The sequence below is a fragment of the Pseudomonas sp. App30 genome (assembly GCF_047947025.1).
Lineage (GTDB): Bacteria > Pseudomonadota > Gammaproteobacteria > Pseudomonadales > Pseudomonadaceae > Aquipseudomonas.
The window spans coordinates 6,435,618-6,447,196 of record NZ_CP133165.1 but is presented as its reverse complement, the minus strand read 5'-3'; the positions used below and the strand labels follow the sequence as shown (position 1 = coordinate 6,447,196).

The 11,579-nt window shown below is 67.7% G+C and carries 11 protein-coding genes; 6 read left to right on the top strand and 5 right to left on the bottom strand.

What is annotated here, in order from left to right; translation table 11 throughout:
- Positions 1 to 49 precede the first annotated feature (49 nt).
- A complete protein-coding gene (locus RAM80_RS29755; RefSeq protein ID WP_416423947.1) occupies positions 50 to 172 on the bottom strand; it encodes a hypothetical protein in 123 nt (40 codons plus the stop codon).
- Positions 173 to 342: 170 nt separating this feature from the next.
- On the opposite strand from RAM80_RS29755, the gene RAM80_RS29750 reads away from it, so the two are divergent.
- A complete protein-coding gene (locus RAM80_RS29750; RefSeq protein ID WP_416423946.1) occupies positions 343 to 498 on the top strand; it encodes a hypothetical protein in 156 nt (51 codons plus the stop codon).
- Between the two features lie 87 nt (positions 499 to 585).
- On the opposite strand, the gene speB is transcribed toward RAM80_RS29750, so the two are convergent.
- Positions 586 to 1,554: an agmatinase gene (gene speB, locus RAM80_RS29745; RefSeq protein WP_416423945.1), complete on the bottom strand. Its 969-nt coding sequence runs from the start codon at positions 1,552 to 1,554 to the stop codon at positions 586 to 588.
- Positions 1,555 to 1,569: 15 nt separating this feature from the next.
- Positions 1,570 to 2,652, bottom strand: a complete 1,083-nt coding sequence (locus RAM80_RS29740) for an extracellular solute-binding protein (protein ID WP_416423944.1) — start codon at positions 2,650 to 2,652, stop codon at positions 1,570 to 1,572.
- A 101-nt stretch (positions 2,653 to 2,753) separates the two neighbouring features.
- Here RAM80_RS29740 and RAM80_RS29735 point away from each other — a divergent pair, with 101 nt between their 5' ends.
- The 5 genes from RAM80_RS29735 (at position 2,754) to RAM80_RS29715 (ending at position 8,283) form a co-directional block, all read left to right on the top strand.
- Positions 2,754 to 3,656 carry a LysR family transcriptional regulator gene (locus RAM80_RS29735; protein ID WP_416423943.1) on the top strand — a complete coding sequence of 301 codons (903 nt, stop codon included), beginning with the start codon at positions 2,754 to 2,756 and terminating at the stop codon, positions 3,654 to 3,656.
- Positions 3,657 to 3,717: 61 nt separating this feature from the next.
- Positions 3,718 to 4,392 carry a putative quinol monooxygenase gene (locus tag RAM80_RS29730; protein ID WP_416423942.1) on the top strand — a complete coding sequence of 225 codons (675 nt, stop codon included), beginning with the start codon at positions 3,718 to 3,720 and terminating at the stop codon, positions 4,390 to 4,392.
- 276 nt (positions 4,393 to 4,668) lie between these two features.
- Entirely contained in the window at positions 4,669 to 5,376 is a 708-nt protein-coding gene (locus RAM80_RS29725) for a histidine phosphatase family protein (RefSeq protein ID WP_416423941.1), read from the top strand.
- A gap of 118 nt (positions 5,377 to 5,494) precedes the next feature.
- Complete coding sequence (gene arnT / locus RAM80_RS29720; RefSeq protein WP_416423940.1) at positions 5,495 to 7,195, top strand: lipid IV(A) 4-amino-4-deoxy-L-arabinosyltransferase; 1,701 nt, start codon at positions 5,495 to 5,497, stop codon at positions 7,193 to 7,195.
- Positions 7,196 to 7,224: 29 nt separating this feature from the next.
- Positions 7,225 to 8,283 (top strand): metallophosphoesterase, encoded by a 1,059-nt coding sequence (locus tag RAM80_RS29715; RefSeq protein WP_416423939.1) that lies wholly within the window; start codon positions 7,225 to 7,227, stop codon positions 8,281 to 8,283.
- Here RAM80_RS29715 and RAM80_RS29710 read toward each other — a convergent pair.
- Both RAM80_RS29710 and RAM80_RS29705 read right to left on the bottom strand, forming a co-directional pair.
- Positions 8,261 to 9,259: a spore coat U domain-containing protein gene (locus tag RAM80_RS29710; protein WP_416423938.1), complete on the bottom strand. Its 999-nt coding sequence runs from the start codon at positions 9,257 to 9,259 to the stop codon at positions 8,261 to 8,263. The two genes, RAM80_RS29715 and RAM80_RS29710, sit on opposite strands and share 23 nt — an antisense overlap.
- Entirely contained in the window at positions 9,256 to 11,577 is a 2,322-nt protein-coding gene (locus RAM80_RS29705) for a fimbria/pilus outer membrane usher protein (protein ID WP_416423937.1), read from the bottom strand. Before RAM80_RS29705 ends, RAM80_RS29710 begins: the two co-directional genes overlap by 4 nt.
- Positions 11,578 to 11,579: the final 2 nt, after the last annotated feature.

Sequence of the window (11,579 nt, the reverse complement as noted above, 5' to 3'; positions counted from 1 at the left end):
CGCGACGGATCGTCATGGGCCGCCACAGGCGGCCCGCACAGCCGCTGCCTCAGTTGAAAATAGCCCAGATAATGCCGCCGAAAATCAGCGCGACCATCAGGCTGGAACCCATCTGGGCGCCGCCCATCTCGAGTTTGACGTGTTGGGAGAACTTCCGAATACGCAGGGCCATGGCTGTATCCTCGCGGAGTGGGAGATATCACATAGCCATTATCCTGCCTACTCTCTTCCGCCGGTGCAAGCTGCTGGGCTGCCACCCGTCTGGTTCGCGGCACTTGGGGCGGTTGCGGGCTTCTCAACGGTAGGTGCGGATGCCCCGTACCCGCTCAAGGAGACACCCACATGGCCACATCCACCAGTGACAAGCCCCACGACAAGGACGAAGACCTTGGGTTCGACCCCGACTCGCCAGACCTCGAAGACCCCGCCACCGACCCACCCCACCCGCCGCCCATCGACAACCCGGCAAAAGACCCGAAACCGTCGAAACAACCCTGATGCAAACGACGCAAGCACCCCCGTAGCAGCTGCCGCAGGCTGCGTCTGGGCCACCCCGTAGGCCCAGGACGCAGCCTGCGGCAGCTGCTACGGGGGTGTGGTCAGGTGGCAGTGGCGCGCCGCATACAAACACACCATCTCCATCGCCAACGCCGCCCCTGCCAGCGAAGTGATCTCGGCGCTGTCATAGGCCGGCGCCACTTCCACCAGGTCCATACCCACCAGGTTGATGCCGCGCAGGCCGCCGAGGATGTCCAGCGCCTGCACCGTGCTCAGGCCACCACACACCGGGGTGCCGGTGCCGGGGGCGAACGCGGGGTCCAGGCAGTCGATGTCGAAGGTCAAATAGACCGGATGGTCGCCTACCCGCTCGCGGATGGCCGCGACGATAGCGTCGACGCCCTGGCGGTGAACCTGGCGGGCGTCCAGCACCTGGAAGCCCAGGGTGTCGTCGTTGGTGGTGCGCAGGCCGATCTGCACCGAGCGCCCGGGGTCGACCAGGCCATGGCGGGCGGCGTGGTAGAACATGGTGCCGTGGTCGATGCGCTGGCCCTCCTCGTCCGGCCAGGTGTCGCTGTGGGCGTCGAAGTGGACCAGCGACAGCGGGCCGTGCACCTTGGCATGGGCGGCCAGCAGCGGGTAGGTGATGAAGTGGTCGCCGCCCAGGGTCAGCATCGCGCAGCCAGCGCCGAGGATATGCTCGGCGTGCTGCTGGATGCTGGCCGGCACCGACTCGGGACGGCCGTGGTCGAAGCTGCAGTCGCCGTAGTCGATCACTGCCAGGTGGTCGAAGGGGTCGAACTGCCAGGGCCAGTGGCGCGCCCAGGCTGACTGCACCGAGGCGTTGCGGATGCCCCGCGGGCCAAAGCGCGCGCCGGGGCGGTTGCTGGTGGCGGTGTCGAAGGGCACGCCGCTGACCACCAGGTCCACGCCGGTGAGGTCGCGGCTGTAGCGGCGGCGCATGAAGCTGGTGATACCGCCGTAGGTGCTTTCCGCCGCCGTGCCGTAGAGGCTGGGGCGGGTCAGGGCCTGGTCATTGTCGAAAGCTTGTTCCATGGGTGTGCTCCTTTTTTATTGTTCGCGGCTGCGGAACGCGGTCCACAGGCGGGTGCGCTGGCGCATGGCGGCAAGGCTCATGCTCTGGTCGGCGTACAGGCGCTGGCGCATGGGCGCGCCGGGGTAGATGTCGGGGTCGTTGCGCACCGCTTCGTCCACCAACGGCGTGGCCTGCTGGTTGGCGTTGGCGAAGAACAGGGTATTGGTCAGGTCAGCCACCGACTCGGGGCGCAGCATGAAGGCGATGAACGCGCGCGCCGCCTCGGGGTGGGGGGCGTCCTTGGGAATCGCCAGGTTGTCCTGCCAGATCAGCGTGCCTTCGCGCGGTATGTGGTACTGCACCTGGTACGGTTTGTTGGCCTTGTGCGCCTGGTCGGCGGCCGTGGCCGCGTCGCCGTTGTAGGTCAGCGCCAGGCAGGTGGCACCGTTGGCCAAGTCGTTGATCTGCCGGCCGTTCGCGACGTAGCTGACATAGGGTTGCAGGCGGTGCAGCAGCGCGGCCGCGGCGTCAAGGTCGGCCTTGTCGGTGCTGTAGGGGTCCTTGCCCAGGTAATGCAGGGCCAGGCCGATGACCTCCTGGGGCGAGTCGATCAACGAGATGCCGCAATCGGCGAGCTGGCTGGCGTACTCGGGCTTGAACAGCAGGTCGAGGCTGTCCAGCGGCGCGTCCGGCAGGCGCTTGCGCACCGCCTCGAGGTTCACGCCCAGGCCCAAGGTGCCCCAGGTGTAGGGCAACGCATAACGATTGCCGGGGTCCACGGCGGCAACCTTGCCCAGCAGGTCCGGGTCCAGATTGCCGTAGCCAGGCATGCCCTGCTGCCCCGTGGGCTGCAAGGCGCCGGCCTTGAGCAGCCGCGCCAGCACGCTGCTGGACGGCACCACCACGTCGTAGCCACTGGCGGCCATCAGCAGCTTGGTCTCCAGCACCTCGGGGGTGTCGAAGGTGTCGTAGCGCACCTGGTAGCCAGTTTCCCGCTCGAAGCGTTGCAGGGTCTGCGGGCTGACGTAGTCGGCCCAGCTGTAGAGGTTGACCACCTTGTCTTCGGCCTGCACCGGCAAGGCCAGCGCAAAGGACAGCATCAGTAACCATGGGCGCATGACGGATCTCTCGAGAAAGGACGTGCGCTGATGATGCGGCGCGGTTTAAATTGAAAAAATACCGAACCACGGAAGCTGACATTCAAGCGGAGCAATGTTTGATGCTGGGCCAACTGCATGACCTGGATCTGCACCACCTGCGCCTGTTCGTCAGCGTGGTCGAAGCGGGCGGCTTCAGCGCGGCCCAAGGCGCGCTGGGCCTGAGCCAGCCCACCATCAGCCAGCACATGGCGCGCCTGGAAACCCGCCTGGGCTACCGCCTGTGCAGCCGTGGCAAGGCCGGTTTCCGCCTGACCGCCAAGGGCGAACAGCTGCTGCTGGCGGCGCGCACGCTGTTTGCATCCATCGAACAGTTCCGCCAGCAATCCAACGGCGTTGCCGGGCGCCTGCTGGGCGAGGTGCGGCTGGGTTTCTCCGAGGCGCTCGACCCCACCGTCATCCAGCGCCTGGGCCTGGCGGTACAGCGCTTCCGCCAGCGCGACGAATCGGTGCGCATCGAACTGCTCAGCACCATGCCGGCGGACATGGAGCGCCTGCTGCTGGAGCAGCGCCTGGACCTGGCCATCGGTTACTTCTCCAGGGGCCAGACGGCGTTCGACTACCGGCCGCTGTTCACCGAGGTGCAACAGCTGTACTGCGGCCAGGGCCACCCGCTGTTCAGCGCCGAAGGCGATGCCGGCGAGCTGCTGCGCGACGCCGACCGTGTCGAACACCCCTACCGCTTCCTGCAGAACCGCGAAGCGCAGCTGATGGCCAACAGCACGGCGCGTTCGGAACAGGTGGAAGGCACCCTGGCGTTCATTCTTTCCGGGCGGCACATTGGCTACCTGCCCCGCCACTACGCCCAGCCGTGGGTGGACAGGGGCCTGTTGCGCGCCATCGAGCAGGCGCAGGCGCTGTTCGACGTGCCGTTTTACCTGGCCGGGCGCCGTGGCCAAGGGGTTAGTGAAGCGCAACGGGCGTTCGCGGAAGATGTGCTGGCTAGTTTTGCCCAGCACCCGTAGCTGCGGGGCATTCGGACGCCGCCTGCGGCAGCTGCTACAGTTTTTTGATTTGGGGGATGCCATGGGCAGGTTTGCGGCGACGTTGTTGGCCGGGATGCTGGTGCTGGGCGCTGCGCGGGGGGATGAGGGCCAGGTGCAGTACCTGCACATCCAGGCGTTGGCGGCGCCCACCCGCGACGCCTACCTCGCTGCCATGCGCGCCAACGCCTTGGCTAGCCGTGCAGCCCCGGCCAACATCATGTTCGACCTGGGCACCACCGACGCCACCCTGGTGGTGCTCGAAAGCTGGCGCGACCAGGCGGCCTACGCGACGCACCAGAACCCGCCCCCGGTGGCCGCGCTGCTGCCCGCCGCCCTCACCCGCGCCGAACGCCTGTACGCGCTGCAGCCAGTGCCTGACCTTCCGCCCCCCGCGCGCAAGGCCATTGCTGCCCCAGCTGCCAGCAAGAACATCGTGGTGCGCCTGAGCACCCGGCCGGCCCAGCGCCAGCGCTTCATCGACGCCGTGCGCCCGGTGGTCGAGCAATCGCGCCTGGCACCCGGCTGCCTGGTGTTCAACGTCTACCAGCAACGCGATGACGCCAACGCCTTCGTGATCCACGAACGCTGGGCCGATGCTGCCGCTCACCAGGCACACCTGGCCACGCCCTATACCGCGGCGTTCATCGCCGGCCTGAACCCGATGCTGACCGGCGCGCCGGAGGGCTGGGAAGTGCGCGATCGGATTGACGACTGAGGCGCTCCCTTATGTTTTAACCTAATTAAACGTGACCGTTTAATTAATACAAAACAATTCCAATTAGCACAGTTTTTTCACATTTGCCTTAACGAATGCTTAACGCATGCCGACTTATCCAACCACTCCTCCGCCCACACCGATTTTTTTACATCTTTTTCATCGCAATGCAACGGCGCGCCTTTTAACTTCCTGCCCATCCCAGCCACGCAAGCTGTCACATAACTTGCGATAAATAGCTGAACAAAAGTTTAACTTTCCCGCAGGAGTGTTCCCATGGCTCACAGCGTCAGCGCACAGGCTGCCACCACAGCGCCCACCGGACGGCGTCGTGCCGTGATCCACAAAGCGTTGATCGCGGCCGCCGCCGTGGCCGTGGCCGCCGCGTTGCTGGGCACGTTCAGCTACCTGCACCGCTCGCCCACCGACCTGGGCAGCGGCCACAACGCCGTCAGCCAGGGGTTGCTCAGCCACTGGCAGGCCGGTGACGTGATCATGATGGTGCGCCATGCCGAGCGCTGCGACCGCTCCAGCAATACCTGCCTGGGCCCCGCCGACGGCATCACCCAGCTGGGCAGTGAGACCTCCACCACAGTGGGCCAGGCCCTGAAAACCCTGGGCATGGGCCACGCCGACGTGCTCACCAGCCCCACCACCCGCACCGCCCAGACGGCCCAATACATGTTCGGCCAGGGCATTGCCGCCCCCGAATGGCTGGCCAACTGCGACACCTCGCTGCTGCAGAACGCCATCGCCCACAAGGTGCCGGAGCGCAACCTGGTGACCGTCACCCACAGCGGTTGCATCGGCCATGTCGAGAAACAGCTGGGCTACCCCCATGCGGCGGGCGCCGAATACAACAGTGCCCTGGTGCTGACCCTGGACGAGCACGGCAAGGCCGTGATCCTCGGTGTGATCAACGCGGACGCCTGGCCCAAGGCCTTGGCGCAACTGCAATTAACTGCCAAGCAGAATAATTTGTAATCCAAAGTTTCATCACCTTTGCAGGGGCACTGCTTACTCTATAGTTGCAGCCCCTTAATACTGCTGTAACAAGCTTGTGTCGCACAGACACGCCTTGCCCTTTCCCGGATCGTTGAAGATGGATATATCAATAACCCGCACCCCGGCGGAACTGTCCCGTGCCGCCACGGCGCGCCACGCACTGTTTATTGTGCTGGCCGCCTTCGTGCTGGCGTATGTCATGCCCCTGCCCTTCCACGGCCTGTGGATTCCCGACGAAACCCGCTACGCCCAGGTCAGCCAGGAAATGCTCATGACCGGCCACTGGGCCTCGCCGCACTTCATGGGCCTGCGCTATTTCGAAAAACCCGCGGGTGGCTACTGGCTGATCGCCGTGGGCCAGGCAATATTCGGCCAGAACCTGTTCGGCGTGCGCATCGCCTCGGCGCTGGCGCTGGGCCTGAGCGGCCTGCTGGCCTGGCTGATCGCCGGGCGCCTGTGGCAGTCGCCGGCCAAGCGCCTGGCCTGCGCGCTGATCTACATGAGCTTCGGCCTGGTGGCCGGCCAGGCCGGCTACGCCAACCTCGACCCGCTGTTCACCTTGTGGGTGAACCTCAGCCTGGTGACCCTGTGGTATGCGCTGGATGGCACCGGCGGGCGCCAGCGCCTGCTGGCCTGGGCCCTGCTGGGCGCGGCCTGCGCCATGGGCCTGATGACCAAGGGCTTTTTGGCCCTGCTGTTGCCGGTGCTGATCGCCCTGCCCTACATGGCCTGGCAACGTCGCCTGCCGGAGCTGATCCGCTTCGGCTGGCTGGCCGTGGCGGTGTGCACCGTGCTGACCCTGCCCTGGGCGCTGACCATCCACCAGCAGGAGCCCGACTTCTGGCGGTTCTTCTTCTGGCACGAGCACGTGCGCCGCTTTGCCGGTGACGACGCCCAGCACGCCCGGCCGTTCTGGTTCTACCTGCCGATCCTGGCGGCCGCCGCGCTGCCCTGGACCCTGTGGCTGCCCAAGGCGCTGGCCCAGGGCTGGCAGCAGCGGCGCACGGCGCCGGTGATGTTCCTGCTGCTGTGGTTCGCCCTGCCGCTGGTGTTCTTCAGCCTCAGCCGCGGCAAGCTGCCCACCTACATCATGCCGTGCCTGCTGCCCCTGGCCCTGCTGATCGGCCATGCCCTGGTGGACCAGGTGCAACAAGGCGCCGGGCGCTGGGCGCGGGCCAACGCCCTGTTCAACCTGGTGCTGGGCGGCAGCGCCCTGCTGGTGCTGGCCGGCCTGCAAATCAAACGGCCGCTGTACGTGGACGAACCCCTGCACCTGCTGCTGATCAGCCTGGCGCTGGGCGTGTTCGTGGTGGCCAACGCCATGGCCGCGGCCAAGCCGCTGCGCCATTACCTGGCCCCGGCGCTGGCCATGCTGGTGTTCGTGGCCGTGCTGCCGGCAGCGGTGCCCAATAGCATCACCGACGGCGAAATGCCCGACACCTTCGCCGCCCAGCACCTGGACGAGTTGCGCCAGGCCGACACCCTGGTCAGCAACGAACTGGGCGCCGCCGCCGGCATGGCCTGGCACACCGGCCGTCCCCACGTGGTCTTGTACGACGTGATCGGCGAGGCCCAGTACGGCCTGGGCTACCCCGACGCCGAAGGCCGCTCGCAGAACGTCGAGACCATCAACCCGTGGTTGGCCCAGCAGCGCCAGAGCGGCTCGGTGGCCATGCTGCTGCGGGTGCGCACCCAGAGCGAGAAGCGCGAGCTGGCGATTTTGCCCAAGGACGCCACCCGCTACGACCGCGGCGAGCTGACCCTGCTGCTCTACCCCAAACTGGCCGCGACGCCTTGAGCCATTGATTCCCCACGGGGGGCGTGCCCATGAACCACCTTGTTTCACGGCGCCGCCGCCCCTGGCGAAGGCTTGGCACCTGGCTGTTGGTGGCGGTGCTGGGCAGCGTCGCCTGCGCCCTGGGCGGCGCCGGCTGGGTGTTCTACTACCCGATGAAACCCTACACGCCCATCACCGGCCTGGACCCTGCGCACCTGTCCATCATCGCCCTGGGTGACCAGGGCAGCGGCAGCCTGCGCCAGTGGGCCGTGGGCCGCGCCATGGAAACCGTGGCCGAGCGCGACGGCCGCCTGGACCTGGTGGCCCTGCTGGGCGACAACTTCTACGGCGCCGTGCTCACCGGCGTCGATGACGTCAACTGGCAGACCAAGTTCGAAAAGGTCTACCACGGCCGCTGGCTCAGCCACGTGCCCTTCTATGCGGTGCTGGGCAACCATGACTACCTGGGTTCGCAACAGGTGGAACTGGACTACGCGCGCCTGCATTCGGGCTCCGGGCGCTGGCAGATGCCCGCCAGCACCTACACCCGTGACTTCGGCCAGGTGGACGGCCGCCCGCTGCTGCGGGTGGTGTTCCTCGACAGCGCCGGCAGCGCCGACGACCTGGAGGGCCAGGTGCAGGCCATGGAGCAGGCGTTCGAACAACCCGGCCCCGCGCCGGTGTGGCGCATGGTCACCGCCCACCACCCCCTGCGCGACGTGGTCAGCCAGCAGCAGGACCAGCAACTGGCCGCCGCGCTGCTGCCAACCCTGCTGCGCCAGCACGTGGACCTGTACCTGTCCGGCCACGACCACAGCCACCAACTGGTCCTGCGCCCCGGCGAGCCGGCCTGGGTGATCTCCGGCGGTGGCGGCCAGCGCCTGTCAGCGCCGCTGCACGTGGACACTGCCCATGACTTCGCCGCCTCCGAGGCCGGCTTCGTCAAGCTGGACCTCGACGCCCGCCACCTGGACCTGGTGTTCTACGACGAGCAGGCCACCGCCACCGCCCGCTTCGCCTGGCAACGCGACTGCCCGTGGCTGGCCGACGGCTGCCTGCGCCGCCAGGACACCGGCACGGCGCTGGCTAGAAATACACCGTTGCCTTGACCGTGTCGCTGTAGCTGTCGGGCACCGGCACCGTCTGCACCGGCACCCGGCCGTACACGGTCAGGCTCTGGGCGGCGCCACTGCCGGTGCCGGTAGCCATGCTGGTGCTGGCAGTGCCGTCGCCCCAGGGCGTGGCGCGGGCGCTGTCCAGGTACAGCTGGTAACTGACCTTTGCCCCGCTGCTGGCCCCCACCATCTGCCGCGCGCTGACGCTGCCCGCAGTGGTGCCGCCGTCCAGGGCCACCTCGTAGGCATCGCCGTTGGTGCATTGCACGCTGATGCTGGCCGTGGACGTGACCGCAGTGCTGAGCAAGGTGTTGCTGCCGAAGGCCAGGGGCGTGGTGGTGATGTTGCAGTTGTTGATCACCGTGGCATTGACCACGAACGGGAAGCGCACGGTCTGCGCGGTCATGCTCGCGCAGGTGGGGGTGATCAGCTCGTAGAACTGGTAGTCCAAACGCGTGTAGGTGCTGGAAAAAGTCTCGGTGTAGACGGTGCTGCTGTTGCTCACGGTGGGCACCGTGGTCTGCCCCGCCGGCACCTTGCCATAGATTGCCACCGTGCTCGACGCCGTGGTGGACGTCAGCAGTGACAGTGCGCTGCTCAGGGTGATGGACAAGGGCGTGGTGGCGCTGGTGCCGCTGACGTCGCCCCAGATGGTCGAGTACGCCGAGTCGGTGTACAGATTGTAGCTCAGCAGGTTGCTGCCGTTGGCCAGGCTGCGCGGCGCGGCACTGCTGGAGCCGTCGCCGGTGCCCAGGTTGGCGCACACCAGCACGTTGCGAAACAGCGCGGCGGCGTCCCAGGTGCAGGTCACGGTGATCGACCCGGACGCGGTAGTGGCGGTGTTGGCGATCGGGCTGATGCTGCCGAACGCCACCGCCGAACTGCTGGCGGTGCAGCTGCTGGCCTGGGCCTGGGCGCTCAGGCCCAGGCCGGCGAACAGCAGTATCAGGCTCAATAACAACGACTTCATGGGCTGCCCTCGGGAATAGGCAGGCAACGCAGCGGCCCCAGGGTGGGCAGCGTGTTGCCGGCCGGTGGTGTGAACGCGAAGGTCACCTGGCAGCGCACGCCGTCGCCTTCCACGCGCAGGTGGTTGAGCGCCACCAGGCCGTCGATGAAGGTCAGGCCGTCGTAGCCCAGCACCGTGCTGGCGCCGCTTTCCAGGTGGGTGACGCGCAGGCCCGGCGGCAGCAGCGCGCCCTTGTCGTCCTGCAGAATCAGCGACGCCGCCTGGTAGGGTTTCAGGCCGAAGTGCACCACCACCCCCGAGCGCGACTGCGGCACCACCGCCTGGTCGCTGCTGGCCACCTGCACGTTGGCCGGCAGGCCGAGGCTGTCGATGGCCACCTGGTTGCTGCGGTAGGCGTCAAGGTCGGGCACCAGGAAATGGCCGCTGCTGTCGGTGGTGCCGATCTCGCGGTTCTCGTGCATCACCGGCACGCCGGCGACGCCGTCGGTGGACACCAGGGCAAAGCCATCGCCGATGCGCCGCGCGGTCTCCACGGTGCCGTCCATCCATACCAGGGCGCCGGTGGTGTCCAGCGCCCACAGGGTGTCGCCGGCCACCTGCTGGGCGCTGGCGGTGATCTGGGCGTTGTTGCCCAGGTATTGCACCTGGGCCAGCTGGTAAGTGCTGCCGGCGCTGCCACCGCTGCCGCTGGTCTGCGCGCCCCAGCCCCAACCGCCGCCGTAGTCCGGGGCCTGGGCGGCGCTGACGGCGTAGCCGGCCTGGTTGTTCTGCAGGCTGACGCTGCTGCTGACCGAGGTGCGCTCGCCCAGGGCGTAGCTGAGGCTGACAAAGGCACCGCGCGAGGCCGGGTCCTGCACGTCCTGGTACAGGTTGAGGGTCACCGACAGGCGATGGGACAGACTCATGGAGTGGCCGACGCTGACGATGTGCGAGGCGCCACTGCCCGGCACCTTGTAGCCCAGGTAGCTGAGCGACAGGCTCTGGTTGCTGGCCACCGGGAACGACAGGGTCAGGCGGTCGCTGACGCTGGGCACCGGCGTGCCGTCGCGGGCCGCCAGGTCGCCGTAATTGCCGGCGGTGCGCAGGGTCTGGGCGTTGATGCTCAAGCGCGGGGTGATGTACTGGTAGCCCAGCCCCCACTGCACCCCGGCCATGCCGGCGCTGGCCGCCAGCGAGCCGTTGATCACGCCCAACTGGCCCAGCCGGTACAGCGCGCCGCCGCCGGCGTTGTACACCCCGGGGGTGACCTCGCCGTGGCCCTCGACGGTGAGGTTGTCGCTCAGGCCGTAGCGCACCGAGGCGCTGCTGGCGGTGCGCGGCAAATAGTCGAAGGAGTCGACGCTGTAGTTGTGGCGCAAATAGCCCAGCTCCAGCGAATAGCCGGACAGCCCCGCCGCCATCAGCCGGGTGTCCACGTACAGTGGCACCGAGGTGGTCACCGAGCGGCCCAGGGCGTCGCGGCTGACCACCGTGGCCTCGCCCGCGCCGGTGATGCCCGGCACCAGCTGATCGATGATGTATGGCCCACTGCTCACCGAGCCGCTGTACTGCTGGATGCCGTTGACGTACAGGCTGACCGCCGAAGGCACCACGGCCGAGCCGCTGTAGGCCGGCAGCGGGAAGGTCACCAGGTCCGGGCGCAGGGCGAAGTCGCTCTTGTACTGCGCGCCGCCCAGGCGCACCGAGCGGGTCCAGTCCAGCGAGCCGCTGATGGTGTCGCCCAGCTGCCAGGTGCTCAGGGTGTCGGGGTTGGAGTGGCTCCAGGCGGTGTCGTAGCGCACGTAATGCTGCTGGGTGCTGGTCTGGTAGGAATAGGCGGTGCCGGTGTTGCTGTACACGCCATGGGGGTCGAAATAGCGCTCCTCGCTCCACAGCGCCAGGCGGTTGCCGGTGTCATCGCGCGAGGCGTAGGCGTCGTAGTTCAGCACCAGGCCGCGGCCCACCGGGCTGGGCGTGACCCGGCCGTCGGCGCCGCGGTTGAGGTGGCGGGCCTTGCGCAGGCTGTCGCCCACGCGCAGGTCCACGCGCTGCTGGCTGGTGTCGTAGCGCCAGGTCACGCCGGGCAGGTCGTCGAGCCGCACCTGCTGGTTGGCGCTGACACCCAGGGCGCGCAGGTCCAGGCCCAGGTCGTCGAGGGACTGGCCGTCAGTGCTCAGGTGCCCGCCCTCTTCGCGAAAATGCGCCACGGTCTGGGTCGGCTGGCCATTGAGGTCGACCTCCAGGTACAGGTCGGCGGCCGCCACGCCGCGGCCGATCAGGCACAGCAACAGCGCGGTACCCAGGCGACGACAGCGGGCGCGGACATCATCTCGGCTCACTC